The 24228-nt window shown below is 66.1% G+C and carries 25 protein-coding genes; 11 read left to right on the top strand and 14 right to left on the bottom strand.

From position 1 onward, the window contains the following. Positions 1–30: 30 nt before the first annotated feature. Positions 31–1227: a formate-dependent phosphoribosylglycinamide formyltransferase gene (purT, locus tag JN531_RS07435; RefSeq protein WP_228348233.1), complete on the bottom strand. Its 1197-nt coding sequence runs from the start codon at positions 1225–1227 to the stop codon at positions 31–33. 176 nt (positions 1228–1403) lie between these two features. On the opposite strand from purT, the gene pyk reads away from it, so the two are divergent. From pyk to JN531_RS07420, 3 genes are read left to right on the top strand one after another with little or no spacing between them, the layout of a single operon-like run. Then, a complete protein-coding gene (gene pyk / locus JN531_RS07430; protein ID WP_228348232.1) occupies positions 1404–2828 on the top strand; it encodes a pyruvate kinase in 1425 nt (474 codons plus the stop codon). Continuing rightward, entirely contained in the window at positions 2825–3556 is a 732-nt protein-coding gene (locus JN531_RS07425; protein ID WP_228348231.1) for a glycerophosphodiester phosphodiesterase, read from the top strand. Before pyk ends, JN531_RS07425 begins: the two co-directional genes overlap by 4 nt. After that, a complete protein-coding gene (locus tag JN531_RS07420) occupies positions 3556–4218 on the top strand; it encodes a glutathione S-transferase family protein (protein ID WP_228348230.1) in 663 nt (220 codons plus the stop codon). The genes JN531_RS07425 and JN531_RS07420 overlap by 1 nt, the downstream gene beginning before the upstream one ends. Before the next feature lie 12 nt (positions 4219–4230). Here JN531_RS07420 and JN531_RS07415 read toward each other — a convergent pair whose 3' ends face one another. Then, entirely contained in the window at positions 4231–4608 is a 378-nt protein-coding gene (locus JN531_RS07415) for a hypothetical protein (protein ID WP_228348229.1), read from the bottom strand. Beyond that, positions 4605–4916 carry a DUF2834 domain-containing protein gene (locus JN531_RS07410; RefSeq protein ID WP_228348228.1) on the bottom strand — a complete coding sequence of 104 codons (312 nt, stop codon included), beginning with the start codon at positions 4914–4916 and terminating at the stop codon, positions 4605–4607. Before JN531_RS07410 ends, JN531_RS07415 begins: the two co-directional genes overlap by 4 nt. 120 nt (positions 4917–5036) lie before the next feature. On the opposite strand from JN531_RS07410, the gene JN531_RS07405 reads away from it, so the two are divergent. After that, complete coding sequence (locus tag JN531_RS07405; protein ID WP_228348227.1) at positions 5037–5861, top strand: helix-turn-helix domain-containing protein; 825 nt, start codon at positions 5037–5039, stop codon at positions 5859–5861. A 34-nt stretch (positions 5862–5895) separates the two neighbouring features. Here the strand turns inward: JN531_RS07405 and arsH are convergent, their stop codons facing one another. From arsH to glnA, 7 genes are all read right to left on the bottom strand, one after another. Then, positions 5896–6642 carry an arsenical resistance protein ArsH gene (gene arsH / locus JN531_RS07400; RefSeq protein ID WP_228348226.1) on the bottom strand — a complete coding sequence of 249 codons (747 nt, stop codon included), beginning with the start codon at positions 6640–6642 and terminating at the stop codon, positions 5896–5898. Continuing rightward, entirely contained in the window at positions 6623–7813 is a 1191-nt protein-coding gene (locus tag JN531_RS07395) for an MFS transporter (protein ID WP_228348225.1), read from the bottom strand. Before JN531_RS07395 ends, arsH begins: the two co-directional genes overlap by 20 nt. Beyond that, a complete protein-coding gene (locus JN531_RS07390; RefSeq protein WP_228348224.1) occupies positions 7810–8304 on the bottom strand; it encodes an arsenate reductase ArsC in 495 nt (164 codons plus the stop codon). The genes JN531_RS07395 and JN531_RS07390 overlap by 4 nt, the downstream gene beginning before the upstream one ends. Beyond that, the gene (locus tag JN531_RS07385) at positions 8289–8618 is read right to left on the bottom strand and encodes an ArsR/SmtB family transcription factor (protein ID WP_228348223.1); all 330 of its coding nucleotides are present in this window, start codon (positions 8616–8618) and stop codon (positions 8289–8291) included. Before JN531_RS07385 ends, JN531_RS07390 begins: the two co-directional genes overlap by 16 nt. 53 nt (positions 8619–8671) lie before the next feature. Further along, positions 8672–10093, bottom strand: a complete 1422-nt coding sequence (gene ntrC, locus JN531_RS07380; RefSeq protein ID WP_228348222.1) for a nitrogen regulation protein NR(I) — start codon at positions 10091–10093, stop codon at positions 8672–8674. Next, positions 10090–11160 carry a nitrogen regulation protein NR(II) gene (gene glnL, locus JN531_RS07375; RefSeq protein ID WP_228348221.1) on the bottom strand — a complete coding sequence of 357 codons (1071 nt, stop codon included), beginning with the start codon at positions 11158–11160 and terminating at the stop codon, positions 10090–10092. Before glnL ends, ntrC begins: the two co-directional genes overlap by 4 nt. A gap of 346 nt (positions 11161–11506) precedes the next feature. Next, complete coding sequence (gene glnA / locus JN531_RS07370) at positions 11507–12916, bottom strand: glutamate--ammonia ligase (protein ID WP_228348220.1); 1410 nt, start codon at positions 12914–12916, stop codon at positions 11507–11509. Positions 12917–13135: 219 nt separating this feature from the next. On the opposite strand from glnA, the gene glyQ reads away from it, so the two are divergent. The 3 genes from glyQ (at position 13136) to JN531_RS07355 (ending at position 16750) form a co-directional block, all read left to right on the top strand. Then, the gene (gene glyQ / locus JN531_RS07365; protein WP_228348219.1) at positions 13136–14038 is read left to right on the top strand and encodes a glycine--tRNA ligase subunit alpha; all 903 of its coding nucleotides are present in this window, start codon (positions 13136–13138) and stop codon (positions 14036–14038) included. 107 nt (positions 14039–14145) lie between these two features. Next, positions 14146–16221 carry a glycine--tRNA ligase subunit beta gene (gene glyS, locus JN531_RS07360; protein WP_228348218.1) on the top strand — a complete coding sequence of 692 codons (2076 nt, stop codon included), beginning with the start codon at positions 14146–14148 and terminating at the stop codon, positions 16219–16221. Positions 16222–16249: 28 nt separating this feature from the next. Beyond that, positions 16250–16750 (top strand): HAD hydrolase-like protein, encoded by a 501-nt coding sequence (locus JN531_RS07355; RefSeq protein ID WP_228348217.1) that lies wholly within the window; start codon positions 16250–16252, stop codon positions 16748–16750. Between the two features lie 72 nt (positions 16751–16822). On the opposite strand, the gene folB is transcribed toward JN531_RS07355, so the two are convergent. Further along, on the bottom strand, positions 16823–17182 hold the full coding sequence (gene folB, locus JN531_RS07350) for a dihydroneopterin aldolase (RefSeq protein ID WP_228348216.1): 360 nt from the start codon (positions 17180–17182) through the stop codon (positions 16823–16825). Then, positions 17170–18189 carry a tRNA (adenosine(37)-N6)-threonylcarbamoyltransferase complex transferase subunit TsaD gene (gene tsaD, locus JN531_RS07345; RefSeq protein WP_228348215.1) on the bottom strand — a complete coding sequence of 340 codons (1020 nt, stop codon included), beginning with the start codon at positions 18187–18189 and terminating at the stop codon, positions 17170–17172. The genes folB and tsaD overlap by 13 nt, the downstream gene beginning before the upstream one ends. A gap of 101 nt (positions 18190–18290) precedes the next feature. Between tsaD and rpsU the strand changes: the two genes are divergently transcribed. From rpsU to rpoD, 4 genes are all read left to right on the top strand, one after another. Next, complete coding sequence (rpsU, locus tag JN531_RS07340) at positions 18291–18506, top strand: 30S ribosomal protein S21 (RefSeq protein WP_228348214.1); 216 nt, start codon at positions 18291–18293, stop codon at positions 18504–18506. Between the two features lie 69 nt (positions 18507–18575). Continuing rightward, positions 18576–19022 (top strand): GatB/YqeY domain-containing protein, encoded by a 447-nt coding sequence (locus JN531_RS07335; RefSeq protein WP_228348213.1) that lies wholly within the window; start codon positions 18576–18578, stop codon positions 19020–19022. A 56-nt stretch (positions 19023–19078) separates the two neighbouring features. Beyond that, a complete protein-coding gene (gene dnaG / locus JN531_RS07330) occupies positions 19079–20821 on the top strand; it encodes a DNA primase (RefSeq protein ID WP_228348212.1) in 1743 nt (580 codons plus the stop codon). A gap of 136 nt (positions 20822–20957) precedes the next feature. Continuing rightward, on the top strand, positions 20958–22838 hold the full coding sequence (gene rpoD / locus JN531_RS07325; RefSeq protein ID WP_228348211.1) for an RNA polymerase sigma factor RpoD: 1881 nt from the start codon (positions 20958–20960) through the stop codon (positions 22836–22838). A 77-nt stretch (positions 22839–22915) separates the two neighbouring features. On the opposite strand, the gene JN531_RS07320 is transcribed toward rpoD, so the two are convergent. Together JN531_RS07320 and JN531_RS07315 are read right to left on the bottom strand one after the other, a co-directional pair. Next, positions 22916–23530 (bottom strand): outer membrane beta-barrel protein, encoded by a 615-nt coding sequence (locus JN531_RS07320; protein WP_228348210.1) that lies wholly within the window; start codon positions 23528–23530, stop codon positions 22916–22918. A 110-nt stretch (positions 23531–23640) separates the two neighbouring features. After that, on the bottom strand, positions 23641–24192 hold the full coding sequence (locus tag JN531_RS07315; protein WP_228348209.1) for a hypothetical protein: 552 nt from the start codon (positions 24190–24192) through the stop codon (positions 23641–23643). Positions 24193–24228: the final 36 nt, after the last annotated feature.

Below are 24228 nucleotides of genomic sequence, written 5' to 3'. Positions count from 1 at the left end.
GTTGGCTTTTGCCAATTATAACGTTGATTATTACACCGTCAAACGCACCGCCGCCGCCGCGCGGCGAGCCTTGTCCCGCGCCGCCTCCAGGCTGTCGGCCAGCGCCAGGGTGACGCCCATGCGCCGCTTGCCCTGAATCTCCGGCTTGCCGAACAGGCGGATCTGGGTGTCGGCCTCGGTGAGCGCTTCGGCGATACCGGTGAACACCGGGCCGCGGCCCTCGCCTTCCAGCAACAGCGCACAACTGGCCGCCGGCCCGCGAGCGCGGATGTTGGGGATGGGCAGCCCGAGAATGGCGCGCGCATGCAGCGCGAACTCGGACAGGTCCTGCGAGATCAGCGTCACCAGCCCGGTGTCGTGCGGCCGCGGCGACACCTCACTGAAGATGACCTCGTCACCCTTGACGAACAGTTCCACTCCGAACAGCCCCAACCCGCCCAGCGCAGTGGTGACGGCCTCGCCGACCCGCTCGGCCGCCGCCTGCGCCTTGGTGCTCATCGGCTGCGGTTGCCAGGACTCGCGATAGTCGCCGTCCACCTGCAGGTGGCCGATGGGGGCGCAGAAGCGGGTCAACACCTGACCCTCGGCACTCCGGTGGCGAACGGTGAGCAGGGTGATCTCGTAGTCGAAGTCGACGAAGCCTTCGACGATGACGCGGCCGGCACCGGTTCGACCTCCGCTTTGGGCGTTGTCCCAGGCCTTGCGAACGTCCGCCTCGGACTTGATCGTGCTTTGGCCCTTGCCGGACGACGACATCACCGGCTTGACCACGCAGGGCATACCAATGGCCGCGACTGCCTGCTCGAAGTCGGCAAGCGTGTCGGCAAAGCGATACGGCGAAGTCGGCAGGCCCAGTTCTTCGGCCGCCAGCCGACGAATGCCTTCCCGGTCCATGGTGAGCCGGGCGGCGCGGGCCGTCGGCACCACGGTATGACCTTCAGCTTCCAGTGCCAACAAGGTCGGGGTGTGGATGGCCTCGATCTCGGGCACGATAAGGTGTGGCTGTTCGGCTTCGATCACCTCGCGCAGCCGCTCGCCATCGAGCATCGAGAACACATGGCAGCGGTGCGCCACCTGCATCGCCGGCGCGTCGGCATAGCGGTCACAGGCGATCACCTCGACACCGAGCCGTTGCAGCTCGATCACGACTTCCTTGCCCAGCTCGCCCGCTCCGAGCAGCAGCACTCGGGTGGCGGTGCCGGTCAGCGGCGTTCCGATACGGGTCATGCGACGGTCCTTGGGTCCACGGGCGGGGGCGCATGGTACGACGGAGGCGGCCCGCTTTCAGCCCGAGTCGCGTTGGCCACATGCCATCGACCGCAATAGATCAATGGTATTAACGCACCGAGGGTGTTCGGGGATGTCGAAGCACTACACTAGGCTCGAACCAACCAGCTGCCATCATGAAACGCAAAACCAAGATTGTCGCCACCATGGGCCCCGCCACCGATCAGCCTGGCGTGCTGGAACGCCTGATCGCGGCCGGGGTGGATGTCTTTCGCATCAATTTTTCGCATGGCAAGACAGCCGAGCATGCGGCCCGCATCGAGCAAGCGCGCGCCATTGCGACACAACAAGGGCGTGACGTCGGCATCCTCTGCGACCTGCAGGGGCCGAAGATCCGTATCGAGAACTTCGCTGACGGCGCGGTCGAACTGGTCGAGGGCCAACCGTTCGCGCTCGATACCGCGCTGGGTGCCGCGGCCGGTGATGCCAGCGTCGTCGGCTGCGCCTACCAGCAACTGCCGGACGATGTGGCGGCAGGCGACACGCTGCTGCTCAACGATGGCGCCATCGCGCTGCGGGTGGAGAAGGTGGGCGGCAGCCGGGTGGATTGCACTGTGACCCAGGGCGGGATGCTCTCGGGTCGCAAGGGCATCAACAAGCTCGGCGGCGGACTGTCGGCGCCGGCGCTGACCGACGAGGACCTGGCGAACATCCGCTACGCCGCCGAGTGGAAGGCCGACTTTCTGGCCGTCTCGTTTCCGCGTACCGCCGACGACATCACCCGCGCCCGCGATCTGTTGCAGGCCGCGGGCGGCGACGCCTGGATCGTCGCCAAGATCGAACGCGCCGAAGCGTTGGAGCATCTCGAAGACATCCTCAAGGCTGCCGACGTCGCGATGGTGGCCCGTGGCGACCTCGGGGTCGAGATCGGCGAAGCCGAACTGCCGGGGGTGCAGAAGCGCATCATCACCCTGTCGCGCGAGCTCAACCGTGCGGTGATCACCGCCACCCAGATGATGGAATCGATGATCACCCAGCCGATCCCGACCCGCGCCGAAGTACTGGACGTGGCCAACGCGGTCATCGACGGCACCGACGCGGTGATGCTGTCGGCCGAAACCGCTACCGGCCGCCACCCGGTGCGCGCGGTGGAACACATGGGGCGCATCTGTATTGCTGCCGAGCGCCAGCTCACGCCGGAGCGCGCCAACAGCCGCATCAGCCAGCATTTCCGCCGGACCGATGAAGCCATTGCGATGGCCACCATGTTCACCGCGCGCTTCATGCACGCCGATGCCATCGTGGCCCTCACGGAATCCGGCGCCACCGCGCTGTTGATGAGCCGGATCAATTCAACCACGCCGATCTATGCGATGACCCGACATCCCAGCACCCGCGCTCGGATGACGGTGTGTCGCGGCGTGTTCACGGTTGACTTCGCGCCCACCAACCTCGACACCTCGAAGCCGGTGGGCGAGGCGATTCAGGTGCTGGTCGACCGCGGTGATCTGGAAAACGGACAGCGGGCGCTGGTCACCAAGGGCGACTTCAGCGGGCCGGGGGGCACCAACACCATGAAGATCGTCACCGTCGGCGAATGACCACGCCGCTCACCATCATCGGCCATCGTGGCGCCCGTGGGGTCGCCCCGGAGAACACCCTGGCGGGGATGGAAGCGGCACTACGATTGGGCGTGGACGGCATCGAGTTCGATGTTCAGCAGCACCCAGATGGCGAGCTGTTTCTGCTGCATGACCTGACACTCGATCGAACCACCAACGGACGTGGTATCGCCACCACCCTGGGTTTCGATGCGCTGCGTCGGCTCGATGCCGGTCACGGCGAGCGGATCCCCACCCTCGACGAAACCCTCGACCTGATCGACCGCCGCTGCCTGGTCAATATCGAACTGAAGACCTGGAATGGCTGTGCCGATGCCGTCGCCCGAATGCTGCAACAGCGCCTCGATGCCGGCTGGGCGGCCGACCAGTTTCTGGTGTCGTCGTTCCACCTGCCGGAACTGCTGCGCTTCACCGCTGCACTGCCGGCCGTGCCGGTGGCGGCGCTCTATTGCGGCATCCCGCTCGCCGGGTCCGAGGAGCTGCGTGCGCTGGGCAGCCGACAGGCACATCTCGCCGACGAATTCGTCGATGCTGACTATGTTGCCGCCGTGCGGGCTGCGGGGGGCCGTTGCTGGGCCTATACGGTGAACACCGCCGACGCCGCGCAACGGCTGACGGACCTCGGTATCAGCGGCATCTTCACCGACCACCCGGAACGCTTTCTGCCGATTCCGGTGCCCCACGCCCCCATGTCCGGAGTGCTCTGATGATCGAGCTGTACACCGCCCCGACGCCCAACGGCCACAAGGTCTCCATCCTGCTGGAGGAACTGGCGCTGCCCTACCAGGTGGTGCCGATTGACCTGATGAAGGGCGACCAGAAGCAGCCGGGCTATGTCGCGCTCAACCCCAACGGCCGCATCCCCACCATCGTCGACCGCGACAACGACGACTTCGCGGTATTCGAGAGTGGCGCCATCCTGCTCTACCTGGCGGAACGCCATGGTCGGTTTCTGCCGACGGCGGCGAAAGCGCGTTCGGTCGCCATTCAGTGGCTGATGTTCCAGATGGGTGGGCTCGGCCCCATGCAGGGGCAAGCCAATGTGTTCTTCCGCTACTTCCCCGAGAAGATCCAGCCCGCCATCGACCGCTACCAGAACGAGACACGCCGTCTCTACACTGTGCTCGACCAGCGCCTGCAGCAGGCGCCCTGGCTGGCGGGAGACGACTACAGCATTGCCGACATCGCCAGCTTTCCCTGGGTGAACATCCACAGTTGGGCCGGCGTGCCGCTGGCCGGGCTCGACGCCCTCATCGCCTGGCGCGACCGTATTCGCGAACGTCCAGCCGTGCAGAAAGGGCTGGCTGTCCCCGGCAATGTGCCGCCAGAGCGGCTGCTGGATGCGGCGAAGAAGATCCTGCAGCGGTGAAGCGCTCGGCACTCATCGCTCACCCCTCAGCACTGCAACGAGCGCCAGCAACAACAGCGGCAACAACACGGCATCGATCCGGAACACGCGGGCCAGCGCCGGAGTGGTGGGACCGGTCAACCAGGCCAACAGCAGGAAACTGCCCAGGCTGACCACGCCGACGCAGGCACCGGCGACCCGCGCTGGTGGCCAGGCGGCAGCGGCAATCAGCGCAGCCCCCACCAGCGCGAACAGGACCGCGCGATGGCGCAGCAGCAGCGCCACCGCGGGGTCGTCCACCGTTACCCCGTAGAGCGCCTGCAGTCGACTGCCGCCCAGCACGCCGGCCACCGGCAACAGGTGCACCAGGCCGGCGGCCAGCAGGATCACGATGATGGCTGCGTCCTTCACGCGTACTGCGCTCCGGGGCTGCGGCGGAACGCGCCGACCAGCACGTAGAACAGCAGCCCGAAGGAACCGAAGGCCAGGGTAATGGCGGCATAGGGCCAGGGGTTGCGGCCGACCCGGCGGGCATCATCGACCATCCACAGGATGCCGAGCACGCAGGCCACGCCCAAATCGAGCAGCACCTGCCAACCGGCCGAGCTGGCGAGTTGGTACTGGAACAGGCCGACATAGCCGTGGTCCCGCAACGCCACCACCGTGACCGCACTCAGGGCGAGGAACAACACCGCCACCAGGAGGGTTCGCGCATTCATGGGGGAACTCCGCTTGCATGCGGCCGATTGCCGCACCGGCACCTTGCGCTGTCGAGGTCAAGCGCTCAATTACCTGTTGCGTAATCGGCGGCAGCAACCGGCCGTGCCAGAATTCCGACCATGAACACTGCTGCCGCAACCGACCAGACCACCTTCGGCCCGCTGCTACGGGAAGCCCGCCGGTTACGGCATCTGTCGCAGCTGGATCTGGCGCTGCAGGCCGAGGTGTCACAGCGCCATCTGAGCTTTCTCGAATCCGGCCGTGCACAACCCAGCCGCAGCATGGTCGCCGCCCTGGCAGAGGCGCTGGACCTGTCGATGCGCGAACGCAACCGGCTGCTCAATTCGGCGGGCTTTGCCGGCATCTATCCGCAACGCATGCTGGAGGCTGCCGACATGGCACCGATCCGCGAGGCGCTGGACTTGATGCTGCGACACCATGAGCCTTTCCCGGCCATCGTGGTGGACCGCGCCTGGAACCTGTTTTCCGCCAATGCTGCCATGCAGCGCATGCTGGCGGCCATTGATGATGTGGACGCCCTGTGGGCCCGCACCTGTGGCGATGGCCCGCGCAATATCCTCAAACTCACCCTGCACCCACAGGGCCTGCGCCCACTGATTCTCAACCTCGACGAGATCGTGCCGCCCCTGCTGGCACGCACCGCGCGGGAGGCCATGGAGCACGCGGAGATCCAGCCGGTACTCGACGAGGTGTTGGCCTATCCCGACCTGCCGCGGCGCTTCCGCCAGATCGATCTCGCCGCCAGCCGGCTGCCGGTGCTGCCCACCCATTTCCGCCTGGGCGGCAACGACTTGCGCCTGTTCACCACGCTGACCACCTTCGGCACGCCGCTGGATGTGACCACCGATGAACTACGGGTGGAGGCCCTGTTCCCGGCCGACGACGCCAGCCGTGCGTTGCTGATGGCGCTGGCGCAGGCCTGAGCGCCATCTGCAGACGCAAGGCGCGCGAACCCGCTTATGCCGCGGCCCCGGACGCGCGTGCCAGACGGCTGGCGGCCGCTTCGGCCTTCAGCAGCGCCGCACGGCGTTCGCTGTAGCGGTCGACCAGTGCCTCGTCATGGTGGCGGGTGAGCAAAGTGAACTTCACCAACTCCTCCATCACGTCGACCACCCGCTCGTAGTAGGCCGAGGGTTTCATCCGCCCCTGGGCGTCAAACTCCTGCCAGGCCTGGGCCACAGAGGATTGATTGGGGATGGTGATCATGCGCATCCAGCGCCCCAGCAACCGCAGCGTGTTCACCGCGTTGAAACTCTGGGAGCCGCCGCTGACCTGCATCACCGCCAGCGTGCGGCCCTGGGTCGGCCGCACCGCTCCCATCGCCAAGGGGATATGGTCGATCTGATTCTTCAGCACCGCGGTGATGGCGCCATGGCGCTCGGGACTGCACCACACCTGCGCCTCCGACCACAGTGACAGGGCGCGCAGTTCTTCCACTTCGGGATGGCCGGCCGCCTCCGGGCTGTCGGGCTGCGGCAGGCCGGCGGGATCGAAGATGCGCACCTCGCAACCGAAGTGGATCAGCAGTCGCGCCGCTTCCTCCACCAGCAGCCGCGAATAGGACACCGGCCGCAGCGATCCGTAGAGCAGCAACACCCGCGGCGGATGACCGGGGGCAGCCCCCAAACGGCCGGCGAGATCGGCCTGCACCACCCGGGGATCGAGGGCGGGCAGATGGTGGGGATCAGGGAGGGTTCGCAGCATCGGCGCGGCTCGTTGAATGGGCGATGAAACCGGCAAGGCCGATGGCGAGCACGCCCACCACCGCAATGCCGAAGGACAACCACAGCGCGGCGAAGCCATAGCGGTCGAGACTGAGGCCAAAGGCAATCGGCGCCAGCGCCTGCGCGACGCGCGCCGGCGCCTCCAGCCAGCCGCCGCGCCGACCGAACCCCTGGGCGCCGAACAGCGCCAAGGGCAGCGTGCCCTTGACGATGGTCATGAGGCCGATTCCGGCGCCATGAAAGACGGCGAACAGCACGGCGGCGGGCGCGCCCGCGACCAGCAACACCGCGGCACCGACGGGATGCAGCACCGCCGCCACATGCGCCGACACCAGGGGGTGCCAGCGTCGCAACACCCCGGCCTCGGCCAGCCGTGCCAGCACCTGCGCCACACCGACCAGCGAGGCCGCGCCAACGGCGACGGCAGGGGCGGCGCCACTGGCACGCAGCAGCGCCGGCAAGTGGGTGGCCATGGCAGCGAAGACGAAGCCGCTGGCGGTGAAGGCCACGGCAATCAGGATGAGGGCGCTCAGCGGGGCGCGATGGGTCGCCTCACTGCCGACCGGGTCCGACTGACCGACACCGAAGGCCCGCTTGAGACTGGGCACCGCCCAGGCGTGAATGCCCAGCCCCAGCGTGAGATGCAGCACCGCCCAACCGGCACAGACCCAGCGCCAGCCGAACTGCACCTCACCCCAGGCCGACAGCGGCCAACTCACGGAACTGGCAAACCCGGCAATCAGCGTGATGCCGACGATACCGCCGCGCGCCTGCGCGCCGCGCAGCCGCACCAGGGTGGCGAAGGCAGCGTCATACAGCCCCAGTGGCATCGCCACCCCCAGCAACAGCCAACCCAGGAACAATTGCAGCGGATGTGCGGCGGCGGCCATGACGATCAACGCCAGCGCGAACAGCGCGTTCGACAGCATCAGCACCCGACGGCCGCCGAAGCGATCGATGAGATGGCCCGAGGCCGGGCCGATCAGGGCCGCCAGCACCAGCGCCGCCGAAAAGCTGCCGTACAGCCACACCGGCGCCAGTCCGAAGTGGTCGGCCATTGGCCGCGCCAGAGTCGCCAGCAGGTAATAGCTGGAGGCCCAGGCCAGCAGTTGCGCGGCCCCCAGCGCCCACACCAGGCGGTGGCCGCTCATGCCGGCACCGGCAGCCCGTCGTGCAGGGCCTGCACCCGCGCGGCGAAGTCCGGCGCGTCCCAGTCCGCATCGGGCCAGCTCAGCAAGGTCTCGATGCGGACACGCAGGGCCTCGCGGACCGCCGCAAAGCGCGCGCGCTGGGTCGCCGCGTCACCGGCCGCTGGCGGGTCCGGCAGCCCCCAGTGGGCACGGATCGCCGGGCCCGGGAACCAGGGGCAGGCTTCATGGGCGGCGGCATCGCAGACGGTGATCACCAGGTCCAGCGCGGGGGCGTCGGCGCCGGCAAATCGATCCCAGGATTTGCTGTGCAGTCCCGCGGTCGCAATGCCGGCCGCGCCCAGCGTCTCCAGCGCGAAGGGGTGCGGCGCAGCCTTGGGCTGTGACCCGGCAGAGTGGCCGCGCACCCGGCCGGCGCCGAGGTGATTGATCAGCGCTTCGCCAAGAATGGACCGCGCACTGTTGCCGGTGCAGAGGATCAGGACGTCACGCATGCCCGCTCCGGAGGTGCGCAGCAGCCGGGGTCCTCGGCGCAGCAGTTTTCGGTGAGGTAGGCGATCAGTGCGTTCATCGCGGCAAAGTCCGCGGAGTAGTAGAGGTGACGGCCATCCTGGCGGACCTGCACCAACCCGGCCTGCCGCAAGGCTTTCAGATGAAAGGACAGCACCGACGGCGTGATCGTGAGCTGTTCCTGCAGATCAGACGGACAGCGGCCGGTCGGGCCGGCGACCACCAGCGCACGGAAGATGGCCAAGCGACCCTGCTGGGCCAGCGCGGACAGGCGTTCGACGGCGATTTCAGATTCCATATTTCTAGTTTTATCGAATTATTATCGAAACACAAGAATCCGGCGTTCTGCGGTCAGACGTCCAGTGACAACTCCTTGATTTTACGGGTCAGGGTATTGCGACCCCAGCCGAGGCGGCGTGCCGCTTCCTGCCGCTGGCCATCGGTGGCCCGCAGCGCGGACAGGATCAGCGTGCGCTCGAACGCGGCCGTGGCTTCTTCCAGAATCTCGCTCTGGCCCGAGGCCAATGCCTGATCGGCCCAGCGCTGCAACAACTGCGGCCAGTCGTCGCCACTGACGCCCGCGGCGGGGCCGTTACTGGCGTCAGGCGCTGTTACGTTCAGGTCCGTCGACCCCTGCAGTTCCGGCGGCAGGTCGGCCAGATGCACGTCCTGTCCGGGTGCCATGACGGTCAGCCAGCGACACACGTTTTCCAGCTGACGCACATTGCCCGGCCACTCGAAATGGCTGAGGCGATCCAGTACCTCCGGGCGCAGCCGCTTCGGCTCCACCGACAGCTCGCGCGCCGCCTGTGCCAGAAAGTGCCCCATCAGCAGCGGCACATCTTCCTGCCGTTCGGACAGCGACGGAATGCGGACCCGGATGACATTGAGACGGTGATACAGGTCCTCGCGGAAGCGGCCGTCGTGAACCAGCGCATCAAGATCCTGGTGCGTGGCGGCAATCACCCGCACGTCGACCTTGACTGGCGCCACCCCGCCGACACGATAGAACTCGCCGGTGGACAGCACCCGCAATAACCGGGTCTGCAGATCGGCCGGCATGTCGCCGATCTCGTCCAGGAACAGGGTGCCGCCGTCCGCCTGTTCGAAACGTCCCTTGCGCTGAGCGGCCGCGCCGGTGAAGGCACCGCGCTCGTGCCCGAAGAACTCACTTTCCAACAGGTCCTTGGGAATGGCGGCGGTGTTGATCGCGATGAAGGGCCGCTGCGCGCGCGGGCTGTTGACGTGCAGCGCGCGCGCCACCAGCTCCTTGCCGGAGCCGGATTCCCCGGTGATGAGCACGGTGATCTGGCTCTGCGACAGCCTACCGATGGCGCGAAACACATCCTGCATCGCCGGCGCCTCACCGATGATGGCGGCCCGGGCCGGCACCGGTGCCGGCGTGCTGTCGACCGCCCGGCTCTCGGCGGCGCGCTGCACCAGTGCCGACACCACGTCGACATCGAAGGGTTTCGGCAGGTATTCGAAGGCCCCGCCCTTGTAGGCCGCCACCGCGGCATCGAGGTCGGAATGGGCGGTCATGATGATGACCGGCAGGGTGGGATGGGCGGCGCGCACCCGCGCCATCAGCTCCAGCCCGTCGACACCCGGCATGCGGATGTCGGACAACAGCACATCGGGCTCGTCGTCCTCCAGCGCATCCAGCAATTCCGCCGCGCCGGGAAAGGCGCGGGCCTGCAGGCCATCGCGCGCCAGGGACTTTTCGAGCACCCAGCGGATGGATTCATCATCGTCGACAACCCAGACGTTCATAACGGCGCTTCCAGAGGCAGATACATCGAAAAGACGGTACAACCCGGACGTGACCGGCACTCGATCAGGCCGCCGTGGCTGTGGATGAGGTATTGGGCAATCGGCAATCCGAGACCGGTGCCATCGGCACGAGTGGTCACCATCGGATAGAAAATCTTGTCGAGCAGCGCCGGCGGGATGCCCGGACCGCTGTCCTCGATGTCCAACAGCACCACCAGCCGGTGCCGTTGCTGGCCGATGGTGATCTGCCGCCGGGTACGGGTCCGCAAGGTCACCACCCCCTGCCCCGCCAGCGCCTGCACCGCGTTGCGGGCAAGGTTGAGCGTGGCCTGGATCAATTGCTCGCGATCGGCCACCACTTCAGGAATCGACGGGTCGTAGTCGCGGAGGAAACTGACGCCCTCGGGGGCCTCGGCCTGCACCAGCTGGCGCACATGTTCCAGCACCTCGTGCACGTTGAGTGAGGCCTTTTGCGGCAGGCGGTTGGGGCCCAGCATGCGATTGACCAGGTTCTGCAACCGATCAGCCTCGCGGATGATCACGCGGGTGTACTCACGATGCTCGGAATCGGGGAATTCGCGCTCCAGCAACTGCGCTGCGCCGCGGATACCGCCGAGCGGGTTCTTGATCTCGTGCGCCAAGCCGCGGATCAGCTCGCGGCTGGCCTGGTGCTGGGCCAGCATCAGCTCATCCCGCGAGATCCGCATGTGGCGATCCAGCGGCAGCAGCTCCAGCAACAGTCCGGGCAGCTTGCCGCCGACGTAAGGCGTGACCGTGCAGTCGACCGTGATCGGCGGGTCGCCATTGCGGCTCAGCCGCAATTCGCGTTCGATGAAGCCCAGCGCGTGGTCGAGCGACTGCTGCAGGCGCTCCCGCAGCGGGCCGAAATGGGGCACGCCCTCGGCCACCGGCTGGCCCAGCGCCAAACGCCGCGACACCCCGAACATGCTCTCGCAGGCGGAGTTCAGCGCGGTGACGCACAACCGCTCGTCGAGCGCGATCACCGCCGTGGTGAGGCCGTCGAGGATCCAATCCGGCTTGGGCCGCGGGCGGGGAACCAATTTCATGAGAACGCCGAAGCAAAAGCTGCGCCAATGCAGCACGGCCTACGCTACGCCATTCGCCACCATGACGCACTAGTTTGGTGCATTCAAATCAGCTACTGACCGAGGCCGCCGCTGACTGCACCGAGGTTTCGCGGCCTGAGCGGGCGGTCCAACTTGGTGCAACCTCGTTCAGGTCGCCTGAGAATGAGCCGTTTTGGTGCGCCCCAACAGAAAAACCCCGCTTGCGCGGGGTTTTTTGCAACACGACCGGCTGGCCTCGCCCACCCCCGAAGTCCGGGGGCGGCCCGGCGGCAACGCCGCCGGGCGGGTTTGGCGAACCGCCTTACGCGATGAAATCGCGAAGCGATTACATCGAGTAATACATGTCGAACTCGATCGGATGCGTGGTCATGCGGAAGCGCGTGACGTCGGCCATCTTCAGTTCGATGTAGGCATCGATCAGGTCGTTGTCGAACACGCCGCCCTTGAGCAGGAACTCACGGTCCTTGTCGAGCGCTTCCAGCGCCATGTCGAGGCTGTGGCAGACGCGCGGAATCTTGGCGTCCTCTTCCGGCGGCAGATGGTAGAGATCCTTGTCGGACGGACCGCCCGGATGGATCTTGTTCTGGATGCCGTCTAGGCCGGCCATCATCATGGCGGTGAAGGCCAGGTAGGGATTCGCCAGGCTGTCGGGGAAGCGCACTTCGATTCGCCGGCCCTTGGGGTTGGCGATGTACGGAATGCGGATCGACGCCGAGCGGTTGCGGGCCGAATAGGCCAGCAGCACCGGCGCTTCGAAGCCCGGCACCAGACGCTTGTAGCTGTTGGTGCCCGGGTTGGTGAAGGCGTTGATGGCCTGCGCGTGCTTGATGATGCCGCCGATGTAGTACAGCGCGGTTTCCGACAGGCCGCCGTACTCGTCGCCGGCAAACAGGTTCTTGCCGTCCTTCGACAGGCTCTGGTGCACGTGCATGCCGCTGCCGTTGTCGCCGACGATCGGCTTCGGCATGAAGGTGGCGGTCTTGCCGAACTGGTGGGCAACGTTCTGCACCACATACTTCAGCTTCAGCACTTCGTCGGACTTCAGCGTGAGGGTGTTGAACTTGACCCCGATTTCGCACTGTCCGGCGGTGGCCACTTCATGGTGATGCACTTCGGTCTCGATACCGCAGGCTTCCAGCGTGTCGCACATGGCGGAGCGCATGTCCTGCAGGCTGTCGACGGGTGGCACCGGGAAGTAGCCGCCCTTGACGCCGGGGCGGTGCCCCATGTTGCCGCCTTCGTAGCCCTTGTTGGACGACCAGGCCGCTTCTTCCGAATCGATCTCGACCGCGCAGCCCTTCATGCCGGATTCCCAACGGACGGAATCGAACACGAAGAACTCGTTTTCCGGGCCGAAGTAGGCGGTGTCGGCGATGCCGGTGCTCTTCAGATAGGCTTCGGCGCGCTTCGCCAGCGAGCGCGGGTCACGGGTGTAGCCCTGGCCGGTGGAGGGTTCCAGCACGTCGCAGGTCAGCACCAGCGTCGGGTCTTCGAAGAACGGATCAACGAAGGCGGTGGAAGCATCCGGCATCAGGATCATGTCGGACTCGTTGATGCCCTTCCAGCCGGCAATCGACGAACCGTCGAACATCTTGCCTTCGGTGAAGAGCGCGTCGTCAACCGTATGGGCAGGCACGGTGACGTGCTGCTCCTTGCCCTTGGTATCACAGAAGCGGAAGTCGACAAACTTCACGCCCTTCTCTTTGATCGTGTTCAGAACGTCTTGACCCGACATTGGGTTCTCCTGCTTGGTCAGTGGTGGGTGACAGATGCGATGGCCCGTTCCGGGCGTGCGCCAAAATGAAGCATGAAACATGCCATGCGCAGGTCAAACCGCGAACCAGCGCCGTGCAACCGCAGGGGGCATGCTAGCCGAAACCCCGGCCGACGAGGGCCAGCGCGCCCCGACCCTTCGCTATACTCGCGTCTCCAAACGCTTTTTGCCGGCCCCCACATGACGTTTCAGGACCTGATTCTCAAGTTGCAGACCTTCTGGGCCGGCCATGGCTGTGTGGTGGTCCAGCCGATGGACATGGAAATGGGCGCGGGTACCTTCCACTGGGCCACCTTTTTGCGGGCTTTGGGGCCCGAGCCCTGGAACACCGCCTATGTCCAGCCCTCGCGCCGCCCCACCGACGGCCGCTACGGCGACAACCCCAACCGGCTGCAGCACTACTACCAGTTCCAGGTGCTGATGAAGCCGAGCCCGCCCGACATCCAGGACCTGTACCTGGCGTCCTTGCGGATGCTCGGTTTCGACCCGCTGACCCACGACATCCGCTTCGTCGAGGACAACTGGGAATCCCCCACGCTCGGCGCCTGGGGGCTGGGCTGGGAGGTCTGGCTCAACGGCATGGAGGTGACCCAGTTCACCTACTTCCAGCAGGTCGGCGGCATCGAATGTCGTCCGGTGGCCGGCGAGATCACCTATGGCCTGGAACGGCTGGCGATGTATATCCAGAAGAAGGAGTCGGTGTACGACCTGGTGTGGTCGGATACCGGCGGCCGGATCGTCACCTATGGGGATGTCTACCACCAGAACGAAGTGGAGCAGTCCACCTACAACTTCGAGCACGCCGACGTCGCCACCCTGTTCGAACGCTTCACCCGGGCCGAGGCCGAGTGCCAGCACCTGTTGGGGCTCGACACCCCCCTGCCGCTGCCGGCCTACGAGCGCACCATCCAGGCCAGCCATGCCTTCAATCTGCTGGATGCCCGCGGCGCCATCAGCGTCACCGAGCGCCAGGCCTACATCCTGCGGGTACGCACGCTGGCCCGAGGCTGCGCCGAGGCCTACTTCAAGGCGCGCGAAGCCTTGGGGTTCCCGATGCTGCAGCCCGCGGCCCGGGCCGCCTGAGGCGTCCGCTTCCGGACCCCGCCATTCCCGAATCGGCCCGTGCCCCATTTGGCGATCCCCCGCCGATGGCCGACAATGCCGCGCCCTGTTGACTGCCCCGTGAGTCCATGTCCCTCGACCTGCTGCTGGAAATCGGCACCGAAGATCTGCCCGCCCGCTACGTCCTGCCCCTCGCTGACGCACTGAGTGGCGGCATCGCCGACGGGCTCGACCGCCGCGGCGTGTGGCACGGCAGCGTTGCCCGGTTCGCCACACCGCGCCGACTGGCCGTGGTCATCGCCTCGGTCGCGCCAGAGCAACCCGAGCAGCGGATCGAACGTAGCGGGCCGGCCATGGCCGCCGCCCTCAAGGACGGCAAGCCGACTCCGGCGGCGCTGGGCTTCGCCCGCTCCTGCGGCGTGCCGTTCGAGGCGCTTGGCGAGCGCGACGGCAAACTGCATTACAGCGAGACTGCCCCAGGCGCCAGCACCGCCAGTCTGCTGCAGGCCGTGCTCGACGAAACCCTGAAGCAGATGGACACCCTGGTGCCGAAACGGATGCGCTGGGGCAGCGGTGACGCCACCTTTGTCCGCCCGGTGCAATGGCTGACCTGCCTGCTCGGCGACGATGTGGTGCCGGTGAATGCCTATGGACTGACGGCCGACCGACTGACCCGCGGGCACCGGTTCCACGCGCCCGCACCGATCAGTCTGGCACGGCCGGGCGACTATGCGGCCGCCCTGAAGGCTGCCTTCGTCAACGCCGACGTCGACGCCCGCAAGGCGGATATCCGCCGACAGATCGAAGCCGAGGCCGCCCGTATCGGCGGTCACGCCCGCATCACCGAAGACCTGCTGGACGAGGTCACGGCCTTGGTGGAGTGGCCGGCGGCCATTACCGGCCACTTCGAAGACCGCTACCTGACGCTGCCGCCCGAGGTGATCGTCGCCACCGTCGAAACCAACCAGCGGTACTTCACGGTGTTCGCCGACGCCGCCCAGGCCACCCTCACCAACGCCTTCATCACCGTCGCCAACATCGCCAGCCGCGACGTCAGCCAGGTGATCGTCGGCAACGAACGGGTGGTGCGCCCGCGTCTGAGCGACGCCCTGTTCTTTTATGAACAGGATCTCAAGCAGCCGCTGGCGGACTATGCCGACGGCCTGGCCGCGGTCACCTTTCAGAAAGCGCTGGGCTCGATCGCCGACAAGGCCCATCGGGTGCAGGTGCTGGCGGCCGAGATCGCCGCACCACTGATGACGGAGGCACGCGCACTGGCCGAGGTGGCCCGTGCCGCGCAGCTCTGCAAGTGCGACCTGATCACCAAGATGGTGTTCGAATTCCCCGAACTGCAGGGGCTGATGGGTGGGTACTACGCCCGTGCGACCGGCGAAGCCGATGCGGTGGCCACGGCGATTCGTGACCACTATCTGCCAACCCAGCAGGGCACCCCGATCCCGGCGACGGTGACCGGCCAGGTCATCGCGCTGGCCGACAAGCTCGACAGCTTGGCCGGCATCTTTGCGATCGGCCAGAAGCCCACCGCCAGCAAGGATCCCTATGCCCTGCGTCGCGCCGCCCTGGGCGCCTTGCGGATCTGTGTCGAGGGCAACCTGGCGCTGGACCTGCGTCCGCTGCTGCAAGCCGCCCTTTCGGCACAACCGGCCGGGGACCGCGGCGAGGCCACCCTCGACGCCCTGCTGGCATTCGTACTGGAGCGTCTGCGCGCCTATCGCGTCGGCACTGACCTGGACGGCCGCGCCATCAGCAGCGAGGCCTTCGAGGCGGTGCGCGCGCTGGAGGTAACGGTGCCGCTGGATTTCGACCGACGGCTGCAGGCCATCCATCGGTTTGCCGCGCATCCAGCGGCGACCGATCTGGCGGCTGCCCACAAGCGCATCCGCAATCTGTTGCGGCAGGCCGGCGACACTGCGGACACCGAGGTCGACCCGAGCCGCTTCGACAACACCGCCGAGCACGCGCTGTGGACCACCATCACAGCGATCGAGGAGCGCAATCCCGACACCCCGGATTACGCCGACCAACTGGTCAACCTGGCCAGCCTGCGGGAACCGGTCGATGCCTTTTTCGAGGCCGTGATGGTCAATGCCGAGGACCCCGTCGTGCGGGTCAACCGCCTGGCGTTGCTGGCCCGCATCGACCGCCTGTGCCGTTCCGTCGCCGACATCTCGCTGCTACCCTGAGGACTGACCCGGGCGCGGAGGACGACAGATGAAGATGGTGATCGTGGCGCGGGATGGCGTCATCCTCGAACGCCTCGGTAGCGCCGTACGCGGCACCGTGGAAGGTCGCCCGCTCAATGGCAGCCTCGAAGCGATCGCCAAGCTCTGTCAGGCCGGCTTTCGGGTCGTTGCCACCACCGCGCCGCCTGCCGAGGCCGCCGACCCCGACACCCAGATCGCCAGCTTCGAGCGCTTGCAGAAGCGCCTTGCGACCATGGGCGGCCGACTGGAGGCGGTGCTGTTCGGTAACGGCCGCCCAACCGCCGACCTGGTCAAGGATGCGGCGCGGCGGCTGCAGATGGGCCTGGACGACGTCTGGTATGTCAGCGATCACAGCGACGGTCTCGACAGCGCCCGCCAGGTCGGCGCACACCCAATCTTGGTGCGTAGCGGCCTCGGCACCGCCACCGCGGCATCAGCCGACCTCCAGGGGGTCCGCGTGTTCGACGACCTCGCCAGTGCGGCAGCCGCGCTGATCAGCGGCGCCTAGGGAACCTCTGCACAACTACAGCGCCCGACATCGTGAGCGCCGGCGGTGCGCAGAGTGCTCATGTGAGGCCCCCTAGCGTCGCGCCCGCCGCAGGCGGATGCCGACATCCCGCACCTGCGGCAGGATTCCGGGCTTGTGCACGGTCAGCGTCAGCGCCGTCACCTGGCCGAACTCCCGCAACAGGCGGTCGCAGATGGTCGCCGCCAGCGATTCCAGCAGCTGCGGGCTGGCCGCCGCCACCTCGGCCTCGATGCTCGCCGTCACCGCCGCGTAGTCGACGGTATCGGCGACGGCGTCGGACGCACCGGCAGGGCCCAGGTCGACTTCCAGTTGCAGGTCCAACACCAGCGGTCGCCGGGCAGTGCGCTCCCAGTCGTAGACGCCGATCAGCGCCTGCACGGTGAGGCCTTCGAGAAAGATCAGGTCGCGCATGGGGGTCTCAAATCGGTCAGCGGCCAGCGGGGCGTGGCGAAGAGACCCTCATGGGCCGGTCGCCCCTCGGCGCGTCGCTGCCAGCCGACATAGGCCATCATCGCGGCGTTGTCGGTGCAGAACGCCTGCCGCGGAAAATACAGGCCGACGCCCTCGGCTTCGGACCAGCTGCGCAGGCGGTCGCGCAAGCGCTGGTTGGCCCCGACGCCGCCGGCCACCACCAGACGCCGGAATCCGGTGGCTTCCAGGGCCCGCGCGCATTTGATGGCCAGCGTCTCGGTCACCGCCTCCTGAAAGGCATGGGCAAGATCGGCGCGGGCCTGGGCATCCGCGACGGCGGGCAGGCGGCTGCGCACCGCGGTCTTGAGTCCGGAGAAGCTGAAGTCGAGCCCCGGGCGGTCGGTCATCGGCCGCGGAAACCGGTAGACGTCCGGGCGCCCGGATTCCGCCAGCCGCGCCAGATGCGGGCCGCCCGGGTAGGGCAGGTCAAGCATCTTGGCGGTCTTGTCGAAGGCCTCGCCGACGGCATCGTCGAGGCTCTCGCCCAGCAACCGGTAGCGCCCGATGCCCTCGACCGCCACCAGCAGGGTATGGCCCCCGGACACCAGCAGGGCGACGAACGGGAAGGCGGGCGGATCAGCCTCCAGCATCGCCGCAAGCAGATGGCCTTCCATGTGATGTAGCGGAATCAGCGGTCGGTCGAGCGCCATTGCCATGCCGGCGGCGACCGCCCCACCGACCATCAGCGCGCCCACCAACCCCGGGCCGGCGGTGTAGGCGATGCCACTGAGATCGGCGACGCCGAGGCCGGCGTCCGCCAGGGTTTCACGCACCAGCGGCACCGCGCGGGCGACATGATCGCGCGACGCCAGCTCCGGCACCACGCCGCCGTATTCGGCGTGCAGGGCAATTTGCGAGTGCAGCCGATGGGCACGCAATCCGGCCGCGCCATCGTAAAGCGCGACGGCGGTTTCATCGCAGGAGGATTCAATGGCGAGAACAGTCATGAGGCCTTATTTTGCATTACGGCAAGCCTACGCATAGAATCTGCGCCCCTTTTGGCAGTTGGGGCTGGTCCCGCCTGCCTGCACACCGTAGAGACTTTTGCATGCCCAGTGTTCGCGTTCGTGATAATGAGCCGTTTGAGGTTGCGCTGCGTCGTTTCAAGCGCACCTGCGAGAAGGCCGGCGTCCTCACCGATGTCCGCAAGAAAGAAGCCTTCGAGAAGCCGAGCATGGAGCGCAAGCGCAAGCGCGCGGCGGCGGTGAAGCGTCAGGCCAAGAAGGTCTCGCGCGAAGCCAATCGCCGTACTCGGCTGTACTGAAGTCCTGCTGTCGTTTCGCTGACGGGCCCCTCGGGCCCGTTACTGTTTTACCGTGACCGGTACCTTCCCATGACCGACCTCAAGCTCCGCGTTGCTGACGACATCAAGACAGCCATGCGTGCGGGCGACAAGGACCGGCTGGGCGTGTTGCGCATGCTCAGTGCCGAGCTGAAGCAGCGCGAGGTAGTGGAGTCGACCGAGCTCACCGATGCGGTGGTCATCGCCGCCATCGAGAAGATGGTCAAGCAGCGGCGCGATTCCGAACGCCAGTTCCGCGACGGCGACCGTCCCGAGCTGGCCGCCAAGGAAGCCGCAGAGATCGCCGTCCTGCAGGACTACCTGCCGCAGCCGCTGAGCGACGCCGAACTCGCCGCGCTGATCGAAGAGGCGATCGCGGCGACAGGCGCCGAGGGTGGCCGCGACATGGGCAAGGTGATCGGCTGGCTCAAGCCCAAGGTGGCCGGCAAAGCCGACATGGGTGCGCTGTCCGGCCGCATCAAGCAGCGTCTGGGCTGACCGCCGTCGCCACCGCGCCGGTGCCGGGCAGCGGCGGACCCGGCTAGACTCCCCCCGTGGCCGGCCGAATTCCCGACGCGTTCATCCAGGATCTCCTCGCACGTACCGATATCGTCGAGGTGATCGGCGCGCGGGTGGAGCTCAAACGGGCCGGCAAGGAGCTGAAGGGTCTATCGCCGTTCACGCACGAGAAGAGCCCCTCGTTCTTCGTCTCGCCGGTCAAGCAGATGTTTTTCGATTTCAGTGCCGGCAAGAGCGGGACTGTCATCACCTTCCTGATGGAATATGACCGCCTGAGCTTCGTCGAGGCGGTGGAGGAACTGGCCCTCCGTGCGGGGGTCGAGGTCCCGCGTGAGGGGGGACCGAGCACCCATGTGGTGATGGACGGCCCGCTCGATGCCCTGGCCGGCGCACAGCGGTTCTTCCGCGAGCAGTTGCGTCTCAACCCGACGGCAATCGAGTACCTGCAACGCCGGGGCGTCAGCGGCGACACCGGCAAGACCTTCGGCATCGGCTATGCCCCTGATCGTTGGGACGCGCTGTGTGACTTTCTCAAGACGCCGGAGCACGCCGTCACCGCCGGGCTGTTGATCGAACGCGACAAGGGCGGCGTCTATGACCGTTTCCGCAACCGCGTCATGTTCCCCATCCGAGACACCCGGGGGCGCGTCATCGCCTTCGGCGGCCGCACCCTTGGCGACGACCCGGCCAAGTACCTGAACTCCCCCGAGACGCCGCTCTTCCACAAGGGCCGCAATCTGTTCGGCCTGTACGAGGCGAAGACCGCCACCCGCGCCGCACTGCCCTACCTGATCGTGGTCGAGGGCTACATGGACGTGGTGATGCTGCACCAGTTCGGCATCACCGAGGCGGTGGCCACGCTCGGCACCGCCACCACCCGCGATCACCTGACACTGCTCTACAAGGCCACCAGCAAGGTGGTGTTCTGCTTCGATGGTGACCGCGCCGGCCGCAGCGCCGCCTGGCGCGCCCTGGAGCAGGCGCTGCCTGAAGTTCATGACACCCGCGAATGCGTTTTCATGTTTCTGCCCGACGGGCACGACCCTGATTCACTGGTCCAGGAGGAGGGCGCTGACGCCTTCCGTGCCCGCATCGACCGCGCGCCGACCCTCACCGAGTTCCTGATCAGCGAGCTGTCGAAGCAGGTCCAGCTGGGCTCGCTCGACGGTCGCGCCAAGCTGGCCGCGCTGGCCCGCCCGTACCTCGGCAAGATGCGGGAAGGCCCGTTGCGGACCCTGCTGGTCGACGAGCTGGCACGGATCACCCGCCTGTCTGCTGATGATGTGCTGCGCATGGCTGCTCCGGAGGCGCCGGCCCGCAACGCCGAGGCCTCGGCACCGACGGCGACGCGATCCAGCCCGTCAGCCGCCACCCGCGCCGTCAAGGCCGCCATTCAAGCCCTGCTGGAGCAGCCGGCGCTGGCCCAGCGGGTCGAACAGATGTCGCTGTTGGTGCAGAGCCCGGCTCCCGGTATCCGGGTGCTGATCGACGCCCTGGACTACTTTCATGCCCACCCGGACGCCCATACCGCCCATCTGGTGGAGGCCTGGCGCGGCACGCCGGCAGGCGCTGCCCTGCAGCGACTGATGGCGGAACCGCCAATCCTGTCAGCGGAGGATCGGGTCCGCGAGTTCGATGACACCATCCAGCACCTGGCGCAGGGCGGCCAGGCGCGTCGTCGGGATGACCTGATGGAAGCCTCGCGCGAGCGGGAGCTCTCGGCGGCCGAAATTCGTGAATTGGGGGCCCTGCTTAAGGAGCGCAGACCCGCGCGATGATGACAGCTTTTGCTGAAATATCGTCGTATTTACGGGCACTTCGTAGCACTTGCCAGGGGCTGCTGTATAATGCACGGTTCAGCGCCGGTCACCCGCCGCTTTCACCCTCCCCGTATACCGTCCAGGCCGACACCGCATGAGCAAAAACACGGACCCCGACTTGCCGATCGCCGAGTTGCAGGCGCAGAAACAGTCGCAGATCAAAATCCTGATCGCGCTGGGCAAGGAGAAAGGGTACCTCACCTTCGCCGAAGTGTCCGACAACCTGCCGGAAGTCATCGACTCCGAGCAGATCGAAGACATCATCAGCATGATCCAGGCGATGGGCATCCCGGTTCACGAGGACGCCCCCGACGACTCCGAGCAGCTGTTCTCCGAGCCGTCGGTGGTGGCTACCGCCGAAGAAGAGGAAGAGGCCGCCGAGGAAGCCGCTGCCGCCATCGCATCCAGCGAAGACCAGTTCGGTCGCACCACTGACCCCGTGCGCATGTACATGCGCGAGATGGGCTCGGTCGAACTCCTCGACCGCGAGGGCGAGATCCGCATTGCCAAACGGATCGAAGAGGGCCTGAACGAAGCCATGTTTGCCATGGCCCAATACCCGGAAACCGTCGCCATCCTGCTCGAAGCCTTTGCCGAAGTCGGCGAGGGTAATCGTCGCCTGACCGACGTCGTCACCGGCTTCTTCGATCCCGAAGAGCTCAACGATGACACGCCGCCAACGCCGCCGGCGCCTGCAGCCGCCAAGAGCGACGATGATGACAGCGACGACGATGCGGAGGAAGAAGACGATACCCCGACCGGCCCGGATCCGGTGGTCTGCGCCGAGAACTTCACCGAATTGCAGCGCCTGTATGACGAGGCCTGGGACGCGCTGACCAAGTGGAGCAGTGTCGATACCCGTACCCACGAGCGCCGTGAAGCGGTGGCGCATCACATCATGACCTTCAAGCTGTCACCGAAGATCGTCGATGAGATCACCACCAACCTGCGCAACAAGATCGGCCAGATTCGCGATGCCGAGCGGCAGATCATGAAGATCTGCGTGGCCGATGCCGGCATGACCCGTGAAGAGTTCATGCGCCATTACCGCGAGGGCGGCATCACCGATGAGGAGTGGATCAACAAGGCGATCCGCGCCAAGCGCAAGTACTCGTCGGAGCTGAACAACCGCAAGGACGAGATCTTCGGCCTGCAGGGCTCATTGCGGCAGATGGAGTCGGACAACCTGCTGACGCTTGACGAGATCAAGGACATCAACCGGCGGATGAACGTCGGCGACGCCAAGGCCCGTCGCGCCAAGAAGGAAATGGTGGAAGCCAACCTCCGCCTGGTGATCTCGATTGCCAAGAAGTACACCAACCGCGGCCTGCAGTTCCTCGATCTGATCCAGGAGGGCAACATCGGCCTGATGAAGGCCGTCGACAAGTTCGAATACCGTCGCGGCTACAAGTTCTCCACCTATGCCACCTGGTGGATCCGCCAGGCCATCACCCGCTCGATCGCCGACCAGGCACGCACCATCCGCATTCCAGTGCACATGATCGAGACCATCAACAAGCTCAACCGCATTTCGCGGCAGATGCTGCAGGAGATGGGACGCGAACCGACGCCAGAAGAGCTGGCGATCAAGATGGAGATGCCGGAGGACAAGATCCGCAAGGTACTGAAGATCGCCAAGGAACCCATTTCCATGGAGACACCGGTCGGGGACGACGAGGACTCTCACCTGGGCGACTTCATTGAAGACCTCAACGCCGTGTCACCGCTGGAGACCGCCACCACGCAGTCGCTGTCGGAAGCCACTCACCAGATTCTGGCCAGCCTGACCCCACGCGAAGCCAAGGTGCTGCGCATGCGGTTCGGTATCGATCTGAATACCGACCACACGCTGGAAGAGGTCGGCAAGCAGTTCGATGTGACGCGCGAACGCATCCGCCAGATCGAAGCCAAGGCATTGCGCAAGCTCCGCCATCCCAGCCGCGCCAACTACCTGCGGAGCTTCCTCGACGAGTAAGGTCGCGAGTGCCTTCCGGCACCCCTGCGGAACGAAAAAGCCCCGCCGAAGCGGGGCTTTTTCGTTCCGTCAGCGGATCAGACGCCGAGCGGAATGCGGATTCCCACACGGGTATCCAGCGGCGCAATCTTGGCGTCGTCGGTATCGCCCTTGAGGTGGGTGTAGCGAACATCGGCAAACACCACCCAGCTTTCGGTCAGACGGAAGTCGAGCCCGAGCGTCGCCTCCAGGCCCTCGACATCCTGAAAGTCATTGGACAGCATCAGATAGCCGATATCGCCATAGAAGTTCATGTCGCGCGAGGCGTTGTAGCTGGTGCGCGCATGGATGCCGATGCCATCGTTGCTGATGCCCAGCGTATCGAAGTCGGTGTACTCGACGAAAATCCCGCCGTAGGCCCCGATGTAGCCGAGGCCGGCGCGCAACTGGCTGATGTTGTCGTCAGTGGCATCCAGCTCCACCGTCTGATACTCGGCCGAAATCGCCAACCAGTCGGTGACCAGCGCAATCGACCGGGCACCAAGACCGTAACCGTCGTCTTCGGCGTCCGCGCCTGTGACGTCCTGGCCTTCCGTAAACGAATACGGAATCGCGAACAGGTCGACGTATCCGTTGAAGATTTTTTCCTGCGCCAACGCTCCGGTCGCCATCAACGGCCCCAGCACCAGCGCGGCACCCAGTTTCTTGTACATGCTATCCCCCGTCTGTTGTGACCGGGGCACTCTAGCAAAGCGGCATGTCAACCGATAGGCAAAAGAAGCCCCACGGTCTGTGGGGCTTCTCTGTCATGCCAAAGCGGGCTTCAGAAGTTGAAGCGGCCGCCCACCGAGAACCCGTCGAAGATATCGCCAGAGGTGTAGTCGATACCCACTGCGAACTGCGGTGTCAGATGGGCCAGACCCCCCACTTCGACAAAGGTGTCGTCGTCATTGAAGACGTCAACATAGCGGACACCCGCCTTGCCTTCGAACACTTCCGTGAAACGGTGGCGCAGCCCCAGCCCCAGCTCGATGCCAGAATCATCATTGGAGCCTGCATCTGCGTTCAGATACAGCACCTCACCGTTGAGGTCGGTCGCAGCGGCAAGGCCATGACGATACCCCAGTCCGGCACGAATGACGTCCAAGTCGCCGGGCCCATTGTCGGGCTCAACCGAGGAGTAGCCGCCGAGGACGTAGAAGTTCGGGTTGATCAGCGCCTGCGCCGAGATGCCGAAGCCATCGACATCCGTATTTCCGACTTCGCCATCCAGATAGCGGCCGTCAACGAAGTTGTAATTGAGGTTCTGCGCCATGGCCGGGGCAGCCAGACCCAATGAGGCGACAGCAGCGAGCGCGAGTGACGTCTTTTTCATGCAAGGTACTCCTTCGACAGTTGAAACAGGATGCTG

Origin of the sequence: Flagellatimonas centrodinii (assembly GCF_016918765.2) — a bacterium.
Classification (GTDB): Bacteria; Pseudomonadota; Gammaproteobacteria; order Nevskiales; family Nevskiaceae; genus Polycyclovorans; species Polycyclovorans centrodinii.
This window is presented reverse-complemented; position numbering and strand designations above follow the sequence as displayed.